Origin of the sequence: Bacillus sp. FJAT-18017, from assembly GCF_001278805.1 — a bacterium.
Lineage (GTDB): Bacteria > Bacillota > Bacilli > Bacillales > Cytobacillaceae > Bacillus_D.
Map to the genome: position 1 here is coordinate 3235436 of NZ_CP012602.1, position 16478 is coordinate 3251913.

13 protein-coding genes are annotated in these 16478 nt (G+C 44.4%); all 13 read right to left on the reverse strand.

The window, feature by feature from the left end; all coding sequences use genetic code 11:
* Positions 1 to 57: 57 nt before the first annotated feature.
* The 13 genes from rpsO to rseP all read right to left on the reverse strand — a co-directional run bounded on the left by rpsO (position 58) and on the right by rseP (position 16406).
* Positions 58 to 327 carry a 30S ribosomal protein S15 gene (rpsO, locus tag AM500_RS15140; RefSeq protein WP_043933315.1) on the reverse strand — a complete coding sequence of 90 codons (270 nt, stop codon included), beginning with the start codon at positions 325 to 327 and terminating at the stop codon, positions 58 to 60.
* 154 nt (positions 328 to 481) lie between these two features.
* A complete protein-coding gene (gene ribF / locus AM500_RS15145) occupies positions 482 to 1432 on the reverse strand; it encodes a bifunctional riboflavin kinase/FAD synthetase (RefSeq protein WP_053599965.1) in 951 nt (316 codons plus the stop codon).
* 62 nt (positions 1433 to 1494) lie between these two features.
* Complete coding sequence (truB, locus tag AM500_RS15150; protein WP_053599966.1) at positions 1495 to 2421, reverse strand: tRNA pseudouridine(55) synthase TruB; 927 nt, start codon at positions 2419 to 2421, stop codon at positions 1495 to 1497.
* Between the two features lie 245 nt (positions 2422 to 2666).
* A complete protein-coding gene (gene rbfA, locus AM500_RS15155) occupies positions 2667 to 3038 on the reverse strand; it encodes a 30S ribosome-binding factor RbfA (protein WP_053599967.1) in 372 nt (123 codons plus the stop codon).
* A 17-nt stretch (positions 3039 to 3055) separates the two neighbouring features.
* Positions 3056 to 3334 (reverse strand): DUF503 domain-containing protein, encoded by a 279-nt coding sequence (locus tag AM500_RS15160; RefSeq protein WP_053601738.1) that lies wholly within the window; start codon positions 3332 to 3334, stop codon positions 3056 to 3058.
* On the reverse strand, positions 3334 to 5892 hold the full coding sequence (gene infB, locus AM500_RS15165; RefSeq protein WP_053599968.1) for a translation initiation factor IF-2: 2559 nt from the start codon (positions 5890 to 5892) through the stop codon (positions 3334 to 3336). Before infB ends, AM500_RS15160 begins: the two co-directional genes overlap by 1 nt.
* Before the next feature lie 19 nt (positions 5893 to 5911).
* Complete coding sequence (locus AM500_RS15170) at positions 5912 to 6214, reverse strand: YlxQ family RNA-binding protein (protein WP_053601739.1); 303 nt, start codon at positions 6212 to 6214, stop codon at positions 5912 to 5914.
* Positions 6214 to 6495 carry an RNase P modulator RnpM gene (rnpM, locus tag AM500_RS15175; protein WP_053599969.1) on the reverse strand — a complete coding sequence of 94 codons (282 nt, stop codon included), beginning with the start codon at positions 6493 to 6495 and terminating at the stop codon, positions 6214 to 6216. Before rnpM ends, AM500_RS15170 begins: the two co-directional genes overlap by 1 nt.
* 18 nt (positions 6496 to 6513) lie before the next feature.
* The gene (nusA, locus tag AM500_RS15180) at positions 6514 to 7692 is read right to left on the reverse strand and encodes a transcription termination factor NusA (RefSeq protein WP_053599970.1); all 1179 of its coding nucleotides are present in this window, start codon (positions 7690 to 7692) and stop codon (positions 6514 to 6516) included.
* 85 nt (positions 7693 to 7777) lie between these two features.
* Positions 7778 to 8248: a ribosome maturation factor RimP gene (gene rimP, locus AM500_RS15185; RefSeq protein WP_043933322.1), complete on the reverse strand. Its 471-nt coding sequence runs from the start codon at positions 8246 to 8248 to the stop codon at positions 7778 to 7780.
* A gap of 232 nt (positions 8249 to 8480) precedes the next feature.
* Complete coding sequence (locus tag AM500_RS15190; protein WP_053599971.1) at positions 8481 to 12809, reverse strand: PolC-type DNA polymerase III; 4329 nt, start codon at positions 12807 to 12809, stop codon at positions 8481 to 8483.
* 336 nt (positions 12810 to 13145) lie between these two features.
* Positions 13146 to 14849, reverse strand: a complete 1704-nt coding sequence (locus tag AM500_RS15195) for a proline--tRNA ligase (RefSeq protein ID WP_053599972.1) — start codon at positions 14847 to 14849, stop codon at positions 13146 to 13148.
* Positions 14850 to 15146: 297 nt separating this feature from the next.
* The gene (rseP, locus tag AM500_RS15200) at positions 15147 to 16406 is read right to left on the reverse strand and encodes an RIP metalloprotease RseP (RefSeq protein ID WP_053599973.1); all 1260 of its coding nucleotides are present in this window, start codon (positions 16404 to 16406) and stop codon (positions 15147 to 15149) included.
* Positions 16407 to 16478 lie beyond the last annotated feature (72 nt).

A 16478-nucleotide genomic window follows, 5' to 3' on the forward strand; every position in this document is an offset into this window, starting at 1 on the left:
ATATGTATAAAGTATTTTTACCTAACAAAAAAGCGGGAAGATTCCCGCTTCTTTCTACTATCGACGTAAGCCAAGCTTATTGATTAACTCACGGTAGCGTGCAACGTCTTTGTTACGCAGGTAAGTTAATAGGTTACGGCGCTTACCAACCATTTTCAAAAGACCGCGACGTGAGTGGTGGTCCTTCTTGTGTGTGCGCAAGTGCTCGTTCAAGTTGTTGATTGATTCAGTAAGGACAGCGATTTGGACCTCTGCAGATCCAGTATCGGCTTCATGAGTTTTGTACTCATTGATTAGTTCGTTTTTGCGTTCTTGTGTGATTGCCATCCTGGTTCACCTCCTAATTTTCTATCCCCATTTACTGAGCAAGCGCCGGTGATTCGACATGCCAAGCAAAGGTTCTTTTAGTACGTTAATAAGAATACAACTTTTCCCGCCAAAAAGCAAGGAAAAACCTAAATTCAAGACAATTCAAATCTATCTAACCAATACTTAAGCCAAAATGTACGGCTGTCCGTTCTTTGTCTTTGTTTATTTGCGAGACAAGTTCATTGATACCGGTAAATTTCTGTTCCTTCCTCAAATAAACATGCCATTCGACAATTACTCTTTGACCATAAATATCCTCGTTAAAGTCGAATATATTAACCTCTATAGAAGGCTTAGGTGCTTTTTCCTTCTTGAAGGTAGGTTTGTACCCCATATTACAAACGCCATAGTACCAGGAGCCGCCAACGTGGATTCGTACGGCATATACGCCCAGCGGAGGTAATAGATATTCTCCAGTTAGCCCTACATTGGCAGTGGGAAATCCAATCGTCCTGCCTCGCTTATCACCATGAATGACAACCCCGGAAGTTGTATACATTCTGCCAAGCAGACCTTTGATAGCTTCCATTTTTCCTTGCATTATATATTGTCTAATGAGAGTGGAACTAATTTTCTCTCCATTCAGCTCAAGCTTTTCAACCATGGAATAGCTGAATTGCCCCCGAGAGTGAAACGGCATCGTTTCCATGTTTCCTTTGCCCATTCGTCCATAAGAATAATCGAAGCCAGCTGATACGTGTTGGATGTTGAGCCCAATAATATACTGATCTATAAATTCCTGAGGTGTCAGGTTTGCGAATTCATTCGAAAATTCGGCAATAAACAAAATATCCGCACCTGTTTCAGCAATAAGCCTAATCTTTTCATCCATTGGTGTAATATATTCAATTTCCTGATCCATCCTGCCCAGCACAACCTTGGGATGGGGATGGAAGGTCATAACGGCAGTCTTCAGTCCCTTTTCTTCTGCATGCAAACGCGCATCGGAGATTACCTTTTGATGTCCAAGATGAACCCCGTCGAAATAGCCCAGTGCAACCGAGGACGGCGGTAAATCATTTTTAGCTATATGATGGGGATATTTTAGATTGATTACTTCCACTACTGTTCACCTTTTCTGTTAAAGCAACTGCCCAATCCTCATACCTGTTAGAGCTGAATGGGTTAGCCATTGTTATCAGCCATCCACAGCACTTTAATCGGCTTCATCAGCCCTTCCTTTTCAGGGTGCTTTTGATAGATAGCAAGGACCTCTCCTGACATAACTTCTAAAGCAATCGGGCCGGAATGGTTGCTGAATTCTTCAGGGATACGCAGGCGCACCCCATTCTTCACTTTCTCTGCTAATGTATCATTTATCCTGTATTTCGGCAAATGGAAAAGAGCGCTTGCCGTTGGCCTTAATGCCTGGTCAATCTCCCCTGTTGCCATCAATTCCTCGATTTGGGCAAATGTTAAACAATCATCGAGTGTATATGCTGCAGAACGGGTCCGGATTAGCGAGGACATATGTGCCGGATAACCCAGTCTCTCACCAATCATGACTGCCAGTGTCCTAATATACGTCCCTTTACTGCACTCAGCACGGAATCTGAAAGTAATTGTTTCTCCAATAAACTCCTCGCGGTCATCAAGAAGTTCTAGCTTATAGATTGTCACGAATCTGGAGGGCCTTTCAACTTCAATCCCTTTTCGGGCATATTCATAAAGTCTTTTCCCGTTCACTTTGACCGCCGAATACATAGGCGGGGTTTGTTCAATTTCTCCTGTTAATGAATCCAGTACATCAAGTATTTCCTGTCTGCTGATTATTCTTTCTACAGGGATTCGGTTTACTTCTGGTCCTGATGCATCTTCAGTTTCGGTTGATACACCAATAGTGACTTCTCCTTCATATGCTTTACCAGCGTCTGTTATGTATTCAGCAACTTTGGTTGCCCTGCCGATACATATGGGCAGGACGCCTGTCACATCAGGGTCTAGTGTCCCCGTATGACCAACCTTTTTAGTTTTTAGTATTTTTCGCAGTTTGAACACGCAATCATGCGAGGTCATTCCCGCGGGTTTGTATAACGGCAAAATTCCCTCCAATAGATTCAGCTCCTTTTAGTATTTTTAAAAAGTATTGCGCTGGGGGAATAAACTTGCGTACCTGCCTTGGGCAAACTCAGAGCTTTTACTTTTCAGCAAAAGACTTTTTCAAAATAACTCGAATTCTCCTTATCAAGGACATTTTGATGTTTCGACCGGGTCAAATTGTACTTGATATCCAAATAAAAAGCTCCGCCCCTTTTCCTTATTAAAAAGATGGATAGACAAAAGTCTATCCATCCCGTTTACTCCTCTTTGCCTTCGGTTGGTTCTTTTTCTTCATTGTGAATCTTGGTCAGCAATGTCTCGATCCGGTTACCATAATCTATTGATTCATCGAATTCAAAGATGATTTCCGGAGTTTTTCTTAGGCGGATTCTGCTTCCGATTTCGGAACGAATGAATCCTTTCGCTTTGGCAAGACCCTTTAATGTGTTTTCCCTTTGGTCTTCGTCACCTAAAACAGAAATATAGACAGTTGCCTGCTGGAGATCGCCAGTTACCTGGACATCGGTCACGGTAACAAATCCAATCCGTGGATCCTTGATTTTGCGTCCGATAATGTCACCCAGTTCCTTTTTCATTTGTTCTCCAACACGGTTCGCTCTATGGCTCATGTCAGTCACCTCTTATCTTAAAGCCATTCTATGTCGGTGATGGTTCTTTCGATTTCAGGAAAAGAGTCAATAAGCTTAATGGCATTTTGCAGCTCCCGTTCAGCAGGGACTTTTGCGGACGCAACAGCAGCAACTGCAATTGCTGTCCTTTGCCATGCATCCTGAAAGTCCACTTCCGAAACGGAAACATTATACTTTTGCCGGATACGAGAGATAATTCTTTGAAGGACGGCCCGCTTATCTTTTAAGGAGGCCGCATCATAAATCAAACACTCGCACCTGGCAATGCCAATAATCATTTCCTTTCCACTTCCTCCATCACAAACGCCTCAAAGATGTCTCCTTCTTTTACATCATTGAAGTTCTTGATGGTGATACCACATTCGTATCCTTGGGCTACTTCCTTGGCATCATCCTTAAAGCGCTTCAGTGCATCAATGGTACCTTCAAAAATTACAACGCCGTCACGGATGACACGGATTCCGCTATCTCGGGTAATCTTGCCATCTGTAACATATGAACCGGCAATTGTACCGATTTTGGATACTTTAAATGTCTGACGAACTTCAGCCTGCCCGATAACTTTTTCCTGGAATTCAGGATCAAGCATGCCCTTCATGGCTGCTTCAATTTCTTCAATTACCTTGTAAATAATCCTGTGCAGACGCATATCCACTTTTTCAGCCTCAGCTGCACGCTTAGCATTCGCATCAGGACGGACATTAAATCCAATGACGATAGCATTTGAAGCAGCCGCTAGAGTGATGTCGGATTCATTAATAGCCCCGACTCCAGTATGGATGATTCGGATATTGATTCCTGGAACTTCAATTTTCATAAGTGATCCAGCCATTGCTTCTGCAGAACCTTGAGCATCGGCTTTTATAATGATGTTCAAGTCTTTCATTTCCCCTAGTTTTAACTGTTCAAACAAGTTATCCAGGCTTACACGGGATTTCTCGCCACGGGAAGCAACCAATGCCTGAGAGGCACGGGATTCCCCGACCTGCCTTGCAGTTTTCTCATCTTCAAAGACGACAAAACGGTCACCAGCTTGAGGTACATCATTCAACCCTGTAATCTCAACCGGTGTTGAAGGGCCTGCTTCTTTTACACGGCGGCCTTTGTCGTTGACCATTGCCCTGACACGCCCAAAAGCGCCCCCGACAACGATCGGATCACCAACTTTTAATGTACCATTCTGGACAAGGAGGGTGGCAACTGAGCCACGGCCTTTGTCAAGCTGTGCTTCAATCACTGTTCCAACTGCCTTACGGTTAGGGTTTGCTTTGTATTCCTCAACTTCGCTAACAAGCAGAATCATTTCTAGCAGGCTGTCGATTCCTTCTCCTGTTTTAGCGGAAAGGGGAACAAATATAGTTTCTCCACCCCAGGCTTCTGGTACTAGTCCATGCTCTGTCAATTCCTGCATAACTTTATCTGGATTGGCAGTAGGTTTATCCATTTTGTTAACTGCAACAATAATTGGAACCTCTGCTGCCTTTGCATGGTTAATTGCTTCTACGGTTTGCGGCATGACACCATCATCAGCTGCAACAACAAGGATTGTAATATCGGTAATTTTAGCTCCACGTGCACGCATAGTTGTGAACGCAGCGTGTCCAGGTGTATCAAGGAAAGTAATCTTTTTGCCGTTTTCTTCTACCTGGTATGCGCCGATATGCTGGGTGATGCCCCCTGCTTCACCTGCTGTTACCTTTGTATGGCGGATGGAATCAAGGAGTGTCGTTTTACCATGGTCAACGTGACCCATAATAGTAACGACTGACGGCCTTTCAGCGAGGTTCTCAGTTTCGTCCTCAGTGAAGTATACTTCAAGGTCAGTTGTGTCTATTTTGATTTCTTCTTCTACTTCAACGCCATACTCACTTGCAATCAATTCAATAGCATCTTTATCCAATTCCTGGTTAATAGTTGCCATTACTCCAAGCAAGAACAGTTTTTTAATGATTTCCGATGGTTCCCTATAAAGCTTTTTCGCCAGTTCCGCCACGGTTAGGGACTCGGTGAACGTAATTTTAGCAGGAAGTTCGCGTTCCTTTTTAACCTGTGGTGGCACAGGCTGGTGCTGCTGCCTTTTTCCAGGCTTGTTGTTGCGGTTTTGGCCCTGGCCAGGTCTATTAGAAGTCTTCCCTTTATTGAATGCTTTATTTTCTTTTGATTTAAAATCATTTTCCTTCTTCTTGCTATCGACCGGTTTTGGAGCCGCCGGCTTAGAAGGTCGGTTGTTTCCTTGGCCCTGTGGGCGGCCTTGTTGCTGACTGGCTGCTTGCGGCCTTGCATCGCTGCGAGTACCCTGCGGACGGTCGCCTTGTGGACGATTCGGACGGTCGCCTTGTGGACGATTCGGACGGTCGCCTTGCGGACGGTTCGGACGATCGCCTTGCGGACGATTCGGACGGTCGCCTTGCGGACGATTAGGACGGTCGCCTTGCGGGCGGTTCGTACCCTCGCCTTGTGGGCGGTTCGGACGATCGCCTTGCGGGCGATTCGGACGGTCGCCTTGCGGGCGATTCGGGCGGTCGCCTTGCGGGCGATTCGGGCGGTCGCCTTGCGGGCGGTTCGTACCCTCGCCTTGTGGGCGGTTCGGACGGTCGCCTTGCGGACGTCCACCAGTGTTGTTTTGCGGCCGGTTTTGTGGCCTTGAATTCACAGCCTGCGGCTTGCTGTCTTGTTTTTTATTGTAAATTGCGTCCAATTTATTAAGAGCATCAGATTCAATTGTGGCCATATGGTTGGATACTTCTACATTCATATCTTTCAATTTATTGATAACATCCTTACTTGAAACGTTGTATTTTTTTGCGTATTCATATACACGAGTTTTACTCATTCTTTCACCCCCGCTAGAATTAATCGAGCAGTGTCATCAATTTAGTGGCGAACCCATCATCCAGTACCGCAACTACTACCCGTGCCTCCTTGCCAATAGCCGTCCCGAGGTTTTCCCGGTTATCGACAATCTTGCAAGGAACATTATAGCTGCTGCACTTATCTGTGATTTTTTTGGCGGTATTTGAAGACGCATCTGCAGATAAAAGGACTAATTTTGCCTTTCCACTCCGGATTTCTTTAATTGAAAGCTCCTCACCGGATATGACTTTCCGTGCCCGATTTGCCAAGCCAAGCAATGACATCCATTGATTTGATTTCATCAAGATTGCCTTTTCTCCTTCTCAATGAGCCCGAGCAGCTCTTCATATAAGGCAGGATCTATGCTAGTTTGTAAATGGTTTGTTAATATATTTTTCTTTTGAGCCAAAAGGATTGCTTCACGGTCAAGTGACAGGTATGCTCCTCGACCCGACTTTTTGCCAGTCAGATCAATTGAAACTTCCCCTTCCTTGGAACGGACAATACGAACAAGTTCTTTTTTTGATTTCATTTCACCCGTTGCGACACATTTGCGCATCGGGACCTTCTTCATTTTGTTCACCGCTAATCCCTCCGACCTTTAACGCTTATCCTCGTCTTCATCTTCATATTCATCGTCGTACTCATCTTCATAGTTTTCATCATATTCATAATCGTCTTCCTCGTAAAACTCCTCATCTTCATCAAAAAGTCTGATCGTTTCTTCACGAGGGAAGATTCCTAGTTCACGGGCATCCGTTTCGGACTTAATATCAATTTTCCAGCCAGTCAACTTTGCCGCTAAGCGGGCATTCTGGCCTCTTTTGCCAATAGCAAGTGAAAGCTGGTAGTCTGGAACGACAACTGTGGTAGCCTTCTCCGCCTCCTTAACGTTAACATCAAGAACCTTGGACGGGCTTAATGCATTCGCTACAAACACAACAGGGTCTTCAGACCATTTAACTATATCAATCTTTTCGCCTTTAAGTTCATTAACAACTGCCTGGACACGCGCGCCTTTAGGGCCAACACAGGCTCCGACTGGGTCAACTTCACCATTTTCCGAATGAACGGAAATCTTTGACCTGTCACCAGCTTCACGTGCTACAGATTTAATTTCAACCGTTCCGTCATAAATTTCAGGGACTTCAATTTCGAATAGGCGTTTTAGCAAGCCGGGGTGAGTCCGTGAAACAAAAATTTGTGGTCCTTTAGTCGTTTTCTCAACTTTTGTGATAAAAACTTTAATTCGGTCATGCGGTTTGTATTGCTCATTTGGCATTTGCTCGTTAATTGGCAGCAATGCCTCGATTTTCCCCAGACTGACATAGATGAATTTTGAATCAATCCTTTGGACAATTCCAGTCATTATGTCTTCTTCACGGTCGATAAATTCAGAATAGATAATGCCGCGCTCTGCTTCCCTCACACGCTGTGTTACTACTTGCTTGGCAGTTTGGGCTGCAATCCTTCCGAAATCCTTTGGAGTAACTTCCATTTCAACGACATCTTCAACTTGATAGTTCGGATTAAGAAGTCTTGCTTCTTCAATGGAAATTTCCAGCCTTGGATCAAAAACCTGGTCAACCACTTCTTTTCTTGCAAAAACACGCATTGTGCCTGTTTGCATGTTCAAGTCAATCCGTACATTTTGTGCCTGATTGAAATTCCGGCGGTATGCTGAAATAAGTGCCGCTTCTATTGCATCAATTAATACATCCCTGGAAATCCCCTTATCTCTTTCCAGTATTGTCAGAGCATCCATTAATTCGCTGCTCATTGGAATAAATCCCCCTTTAGCCTCATTTTCATATTCCCTGTTCCAGACAGAAAGGTTCTATCCGAAGGCAAAACGCCAAGGCGCCTCACCCAAACGTAACAGCAAGCCGAGCACTTGCCACTTTACTGTACGGAAGCTCCACAGTTTTTCTTCGTGTTTTTACTTTGATTTCGATTTTGACAGTTTCACCATCGAATTCTAGCAAAGTTCCTTCAAAGGTTTTTTCGCCGTCGATTGGTTCGTAGGTTTTTACAAAGACATTTTTGCCGATAGCATTGATAAAGTCCTTATCCTTCTTCAAAGGCCTTTCGGCACCCGGGGATGAAACTTCAAGGAAATAATTATGTGGGATTGGATCCAGTTCATCAAGCTTTTCGCTAAGACGTTCACTTACAATTCCGCAATCTTCTATATCGACACCTGCTTCTTTGTCGACGAAGACACGCAGAAACCACTCCTTGCCTTCCTTTACATATTCAATATCAACAAGTTCCAAACCTAGTTCCTGAACGATGGGAGAAGCCAGGTTTTCAACTACTTCTATAACCTTGCTCATTGCTAACCTCCTTTACAGCTTTTTACCTTATCTTGCGCAATTTACGTAGACAGTTATCTAGTACTTTGCAAAACGCCTCCATACACGAACGAAAGAGTGGGTTCCCCCACTCTTCCGGACATTTTGCTTAGTATTTCCAATAAAACTATACCATACACGCATACTGAATGCAAATTAACGATATCCGGCGCTTTTTGGAGAAAAGATACTATCTTGATACAAGAATACCATCTTAGAAAAGTGAAAGCTGATTCTGTTCCGGCAGTGAATCCAGGCAGCCCTGTTTGTCGAGATACTCAAGGATGGTTTTGGAAACCTTACCGCGCTGCTGCAAGTCTTCCTTAGATAGGAACTCTCCATTTTCGCGGGCTTTAACAATATTCTCCGCGGCATTTGTCCCTAACCCGGGAATCGAATTGAATGGCGGGATTAATGTTTGCCCATCAATGATAAATTGTGAAGCATCAGATTTATATAAATCGATCTTTTGGAAAGCAAAGCCTCGCTCCGTCATTTCAAGTGCGAGTTCAAGCACTGTCAATAAGCTTTTCTCTTTTGGCGCAGCATCAAGACCCTTGGCGTTAATCTCTTCCACCTTAGCCCTGATTGATTCCGGCCCTCGTGCCATCGCTTCTAAATCAAAATCCTCAGCCCTGACTGTAAAGTAAGCTGCATAGTATAACAGCGGTAAATGTACCTTAAAGTAGGCAATCCTCACAGCCATCAGAACATAAGCTGCAGCGTGAGCCTTCGGGAACATATACTTAATTTTCTTACACGAGTCAATATACCATTCCGGTACATTATTCTTCCTCATTTCTGCTTCCATTTCATCAGTGAGTCCCTTACCTTTACGGACTGACTCCATGATTTTGAACGCAAATCCAGGCTCAAGGCCCTGATAAATAAGGTATACCATAATATCATCCCGGCAGCCGATTACTTCGCTTAGAGTACAGGTTTTATTATGGATCAGTTCTTGTGCATTTCCAAGCCACACGTCCGTTCCATGCGAAAGCCCGGAAATCTGCACAAGCTCGGAAAAGGTAGTCGGCTTCGTATCCTCAAGCATCTGGCGGACAAAACGGGTACCGAATTCCGGGATACCGAGTGTCCCGGTTTTACACATGATTTGCTCTTCTGTAACTCCCAGTGATTCCGTTCCGCTGAAAATCTTCATTACTTCGGGATCATCAGTAGGTATAGTCTTCGGATCGATACCGCTTAAATCCTGAAGCATCCTGATTACTGTCGGATCATCGTGACCCAGAATATCGAGCTTTAAAACGTTATCATGGATGGAATGGAAATCGAAGTGTGTTGTTTTCCACTCAGAACCTGTTGCATCGGCAGGAAACTGGATAGGTGAAAAATCGTAAATATCCATATAATCCGGCACAACAATGATGCCGCCGGGATGCTGCCCGGTGTTCCGTTTAACGCCCGTGCAGCCGGAAGCCAGCCGGTCGATTTCTGCACCGCGAAGCTGGAGATTGTTTTCCTGCTGGTACGCCTTCACATACCCAAATGCTGTTTTATCAGCAACTGTGCCTATTGTACCCGCACGGTAAACATAATCCTCACCGAATAGGACCTTTGTGTAATTATGTGCTCTCGGTTGGTATTCACCCGAGAAGTTCAAGTCAATGTCTGGTACTTTGTCTCCTTTAAAGCCAAGGAATGTTTCAAACGGAATGTCATGGCCATCCTTTTTATACTTCCCGCCGCATTCAGGACAATCCTTATCTGGAAGGTCGAAGCCGGATCCAACAGAACCATCATTAAAGAATTCGGAATGCTTGCATTTCGGGCAAACATAATGCGGCGGCAACGGATTAACCTCTGTAATTTCTGTCATAGTCGCAACAAACGAAGACCCAACCGACCCACGCGAACCAACCAAATAGCCATCATCAAGGGATTTTTTTACAAGCTTATGGGAAATCAGGTAAATAACCGCAAAACCATGCCCAATGATACTCTTAAGTTCTTTTTCAAGCCTGGCTTCTACTATTTCCGGAAGCGGATCGCCATAGATTCTGCGAGCCATTGAATAGCTCATTTCACGCATTTCATCTTCAGCGCCTTCAATCTTTGGCGTATAAAGGTCATCCTTGATTGGCTTGATAACGTCAATCATATCAGCAATTTTGTTTGTATTTGTTACAACGATTTCTTTTGCTTTTTCAGCACCAAGGAAGCTGAATTCTTTTAGCATCTCATCTGTTGTCCTGAAATGGACGTCAGGCAGGTTGTGGCGGTTTAACGGGTTGGCGCCTCCCTGCGAATTAATCAGGATTTTTCTATAAATCTTATCATTTTTTTCAAGGTAGTGGACGTTACCAGTAGCAACGACAGGAATACCCAATTTTTCGCCAAGTTTCACAACGTTCCCAATAATTTCTTCAAGCGACCGTTCGTTCCTGACGAGCTCCATTTCAATCAATGGTGCGTATACCGGTTTCGGCATGACCTCCAGGTAATCATAAAAATGCGCCATCTCTTCTACTTCTTCAGGCGACTTCTGCATCATACCTTCAAACACTTCGCCCCGGTCACAAGCGGAACCGACGAGAATACCTTCTCTGTATTTTTGCAAAATGGAACGAGGTATTCGCGGCACCCTATAGAAATAGTTTATATGAGCAATTGAAACCAATTTAAAAAGATTCTTCAACCCTGCCTCTGTTTGAGCAAGCAGTGTGCAATGATAGGGTCTTGCCCGCTTATAGGCATCACCTTTCCCCATATTGTCATTGAATTGGTCATGGTACTCGATTCCCTTTTCATGCGAATCTTTTAGCATTTTCAAAAGCAGGTATCCAGTAGCTTCAGCATCATAAATCGCACGGTGGTGCTGAGTCAGCTCGACATCAAATTTCTTTGCCAGTGTGTTCAAGCGATGGTTTTTCATTTCCGGATAGAGGAACCTGGCAAGCTCCAGCGTATCGATAACCGGATTTTTCGATTTTCCAAGACCGATTTTTTTATAGCCGGTATTTAAGAATCCCATATCAAATGATGCATTATGGGCAACAAGAACTGAATCCCCTGCCCATTGATGGAATCTCTCCAGTACCTCCCCGACTTCTGGTGCATTTTCAACCATATCATCGGTAATTCCCGTCAGGTTTATGGTTGTAGCAGATAACCGGTGATGAGGGTTGGCGAACGATTCAAAGCGGTCGATGATTTCCCCGTCCCGAATCTTTACCGCTGCTAATTCAATTATTGTATCGTAAACAGCCGACAATCCAGTTGTCTCGACGTCAAAGACTACGTACGTATCTTCTGAAAGCAGTCGGTGGACATCATTGTAAGCAATCGGTACTCCATCATCGACCAGGTTTGCTTCAATACCGTATAAAATTTTAATATCATTCTTTTTCCCAGCTGAAAATGCTTCGGGGAATGACTGGGCTACTGCATGATCTGTAATCGCAATCGCTTTATGGCCCCATTTACTCGCCTGTCCTACAAGAGCTGCAACTGGTGTGACTGCATCCATCTGGCTCATCGGGGTATGGAGATGGAGTTCCACCCGTTTTTCCCCTTCAGGTGCCCTGTCTTTTCGGGTTTCGGGTTTGATTTCGTTAATATCGTTACCTATCATTACAAGATCGCGTACAAATGTGTCATTTTGAATACTTCCCCGGACCCTTGCCCACATGCCCTTTTTAACACGCTGGAACAAAGCGGCGTCCTCTTTATCCCGGGAGAACATTTTGACCATAATTGAGCTGGTATAGTCGGTGATTTTAAATGTCAGCAGGGTGCGCCCACTGCGAAGTTCCCTCGTTTCAGCATCAAAGATAAAGCCTTCAATCGCCATACGGCGTTCCTCGTCGACGATGTCAATAAGCTGCTTGAATTCAGCGTCACCCTTGATCATCATTCCTATTACTAGTGGCCCGTCAAAAGCATCCGTTCCGCCTTTTTCCTTCTCTGCTTCACGTTTTTGCATTTCTACTACAGCAAGCTTGGCCCGTTCCTCATCCTCTTTCTGTTTCGCTTCCATAAATTGGACATATTCCTCGCTCTTTTCAACATCTACCAACACAGTATCGATTGCAAGTACCGGAAAGCCAAAAGACTGGTAGATTGACGAAATCACACTGCCATATTTATTTTTTATCGCTCCGCCCTCCGCTTCATTCCTGACTGAAACTGTCAGTTTGGAGCCCTGGACTGAAGGATATTGTTCATTTAAAAGCTTTAGGAGCGGTGGAGCAATCCCATCGATTTCCTCAATAGTTTTTTTCCAGTACTCCAGTATTAGCTCTTCTGTAACCGATTGATCCTGGCAGTACAATTCGAATGATGTTGCCCTGGCAATCTCTGAAAATTTCTTTTCAAGCTGTGTTTCGAACAATGAATAAACACTGCATGGGAGAATTTTTTCTATTGCAATCTGAAAATGCATTTTTCTCGAATTCTTGCCAACAAGCACTTTTTCGATCCGGGCATTCCGGAAAAACGGAACGATATCGTCCCCTGTCATATCAAGCTGGTGCAACAGTACCTGAAATCTTTGTACTCTATCATCTAAATGGGTGTTCATAGTCACTCCCCCACCTTGTTCTATCTAGTTATCAAAAATATATTATAGCACAGAATCTTGCCTACCCATTAGGAATGCAAATACTTAATGTTACCAGAAACAAAAGCGCAAGCGCCTCGGTTATCGCCGTACAAAATGGAGGGACTTCGACTGAGATAAAGGAATCACGAAGAGCGCTAGCGATTCCATGATGACTTATCGTAGAGAGGAGGCCTGAAGTTTGCTAGGCGATAGGCGCTGGAGCCGGACGAAAAAAGGTGCCGCAGTATGTGCAGCACCCTAATGTTTGTCCGCTTAGCACGATTGCCAATAGTAAAAAGACAGCACTAATCCATTTTATTTTCGGTTTTCAAGAACTGAAGCAATTGTTTCCCGCAAAGTGGAAGCCTCTGCCTCGATGACTTCACCTGTATCACGAAGCTTTAATTCAACAATTCCTTCAGCTGCCTTTTTGCCGATTGTAACGCGAACAGGAATACCAAGCAAATCTGAATCAGCGAATTTGACACCAGGTCGTTCCTGCCTGTCGTCAATAAGTACTTCGAAAGTTTTTCCAAGCTCCAGGTAGAGCTGATCTGCAAGTCTTGCTTGTACCTCGTCCTTCAGATTTACGGGAATAAGATGAACATGGTATGGCGCTACAGCTTTAGGCCAGACAAGTCCCTTTTCATCATTGGACTGCTCGGCTACAGCGGCAAGCGTCCTCGAAACGCCGATTCCATAGCAACCCATGATCATCGGCTGGGTTCTTCCATTTTCATCCAAATACACAGCATTCATAGCTTCACTATACCTCGTACCAAGCTTGAAAACATGGCCAACTTCAATACCTTTGGCAAAAACAATTTTACCGTTTCCCTCAGGAGATGGATCTCCTTCCTTAATGAAACGAAGATCGGCAAATTGGCTCACTTCGAAATCCCTGCCTGGATTTACATTCGTATAATGATAGTGTTCCTCGTTAGCCCCGCAAATCCCATTGACAATGGCTGCAACTGCACTATCAGCTACAATTTCAACACCTGAAACTTCGACCGGTCCGATTGAACCAACCGTACAGCCTAAAACTCTTTCTGTCTCCGCAGCATCGGCCAGTTCGGCACTCCCAGCCTCAAACAAGTTTTTAAGCTTGATATCATTGACTTCGTGGTCGCCCCTTACCAAAACAAGGACAAACCGGTCATCTACTTTGAATAGCAATGACTTAATACATTGTTCTTCGGCAACATCTAGGAACGAAGCAACTTCTGCAATGGTCTTCTGATTTTCTGTCTTAACCTTTTCCATCTCTCTTAGAGCCTCGTCACTTTTTTCGTAACTGGTAACTACAGGGGCCATTTCAATGTTTGCTGCATAATTAGAAGAATCGGAATAAGCAATTGTATCTTCTCCGATATCTGAAAGTACCATAAACTCGTGAGTATCTTTCCCGCCCATTGCTCCAGAGTCCGCAATAACCGCACGGAAATTCAAACCGCAGCGCGCAAATATATTGGAATATGCAGCAAAGATCCGCTCGTATACCTCGTCTAGACTCTCTTTGCTGGAATGGAATGAATACGCATCTTTCATAATGAACTCGCGGCCCCTAAGCAAGCCAAAACGAGGCCGCTTTTCATCACGGAATTTGGTTTGGATTTGATAAAGAGTCAATGGAAGGCGCTTGTATGATTTTACTTCATCACGGACAAGACTGGTAATGACCTCTTCGTGAGTGGCTCCAAGTGCGAATTCCCTTTCATTTCTGTCTTTCAGGCGCATAAGTTCTGGACCATACGAATACCATCTTCCAGATTCCTGCCAAAGTTCAGCTTGCTGCAAAGCTGGCATTAGCATTTCGACTGCTCCAGCTTTGTCCATTTCTTCACGGACGATATTCTCTATTTTCGTCAGCACACGTTTCGCCAGCGGCATATAACTATAGACACCACTTGCATTCTGGCGCATAAATCCAGCCTTAAGAAGAAGCTGATGGCTTCTTACGTCAGCGTCCGCTGGTACTTCCCTCATCGTGGGAATCAAAGTCATGCTTTGTTTCATATTAATCCCTCCATTAATTAAACCGCGCCCGCGAGCATATGTATGCCGGCTCAGAATATCCTGAGCCGGCTCTTTGGGTTATTTATTTACTAACAGATTTTCTATGTTTCCACTTCGCCTGTCACGAAGGAGCTTGCGCTTTTGTTCCGTCTAGCTCCAGCGCCTATCGCCTAACAAACTTCAGGCCTCCTCCCTACGATAAGTCATCATCGAATCGCTTACGCTCTTCGTGATTCCTTTATCTCAGTCGAAGTCCCTCCATTTTGTACGGCGATGACCAAGGCGCTTGCGCTTTTGTTATAAGAAAAACCTTTGTATGTCGTTCCAGGTTACAACAAGCATTAACAGCATCAGCAGGGCAAAACCAATGAAATGAACCATCCCTTCCTTTTGCCTGTCGACAGGCTTCCCTCTAACAGCTTCGATCGCAAAGAATAACAATCTACCACCATCTAGTGCTGGCAACGGAAGAAGATTCATGATCCCGAGGTTAATGCTAAGAATAGCCGCCCATCGCATTAAGTTATATATACCAGACTGTGCCACCTCATCCGTCGAAACATAAATTCCGACAGGTCCACTCAACGCATCAATCGAAAATTGTCCTGTAACCAATTTCCCTAGCATAATAAAGATTTCTTTCGTCCATGTGACGGTCTGCTCAAATCCAAAGGTTACAGCCTTCAGCGGGGATTTTTCAACCGGGCTGTATACCCCGATTAGTCCAAACTTTTGGCCGTCAGCTTCCTGGGCTTTAGGAGTTACGGTAACTTCCTGCTCTTTCCCGTCCCGTTCAATGATAAATTGAAGTTCCTTTTCAGGATTCTTTCGGACAATCTCAACAACATCAATCCATTCTGAAATTTCCGACCCAGAGATTGAATGGACAATGTCTCCCTTTTTCAATCCCGCTTCAATCGCAGCACCATTTGGAGTAATATCACCAAGCTTCGGTTCATTTGATGGAACACCCTGGAGGATACCTAGCAATAAGAACACAACGAATGCCAAAATGAAATTCATCATTGGGCCCGCAAAAATTGCCATAGCTCTTTGGCCAAGCGTCTTGGAGTTAAATTGGCGGTTATATGGAGCGATTTGGTTTTCAACCCCATTTTCAACCGTAACCGCTTCAGGATTCACTACGAATGTCCTTAAGGTATCCTCTTCATCTTCAGGATAGCCCTTCAGCACAAGGGTCCTTTCGAGGTCAGCATGCTCAACCTCTATAATTCGTGCATCCGGGTATTTATCCTTATTGTTCAGGATGATTTTTTCAACCTTCCCATCCTTACCCGTCAAAAGGCCAATTCTGTACCCTGGCTTAATTTCAACTGTTTCAGGATCTTCCCCAGCCATCCGGACAAAGCCTCCAATAGGCAAAAGCCGGATCGTATAGACTGTTTCTCCTTTTTTATGCGTAAATACCTTTGGCCCCATGCCGATTGCAAATTCACGGCAAAGGATACCAGCCCTTTTGGCAAAAATAAAGTGCCCTAATTCGTGGAAGAAAACGAGCGCCCCGAATATGACGATAAAGGCAATGACTGTAGTCAAATGGAATACCACCTTTTTTTAAAAAATACGCAAGTCAAAGGTTACTTTTGTCTTAGTTCCTTTTACAACTCA

Excerpts from the sequence above, each read along its gene's own strand:
- rpsO (WP_043933315.1), bottom strand. The coding sequence starts at position 327 with ATGGCAATCACACAAGAACGCAAAAACGAACTAATCAATGAGTACAAA.
- rbfA (WP_053599967.1), bottom strand. The coding sequence starts at position 3,038 with ATGAGCCATAGAGCGAACCGTGTTGGAGAACAAATGAAAAAGGAACTG.
- infB (WP_053599968.1), bottom strand. The coding sequence starts at position 5,892 with ATGAGTAAAACTCGTGTATATGAATACGCAAAAAAATACAACGTTTCA.
- AM500_RS15170 (WP_053601739.1), bottom strand. The coding sequence starts at position 6,214 with ATGAAATCAAATCAATGGATGTCATTGCTTGGCTTGGCAAATCGGGCA.
- nusA (WP_053599970.1), bottom strand. The coding sequence starts at position 7,692 with ATGAGCAGCGAATTAATGGATGCTCTGACAATACTGGAAAGAGATAAG.
- rimP (WP_043933322.1), bottom strand. The coding sequence starts at position 8,248 with ATGAGCAAGGTTATAGAAGTAGTTGAAAACCTGGCTTCTCCCATCGTT.
- AM500_RS15190 (WP_053599971.1), bottom strand. The coding sequence starts at position 12,809 with ATGAACACCCATTTAGATGATAGAGTACAAAGATTTCAGGTACTGTTG.
- AM500_RS15195 (WP_053599972.1), bottom strand. The coding sequence starts at position 14,849 with ATGAAACAAAGCATGACTTTGATTCCCACGATGAGGGAAGTACCAGCG.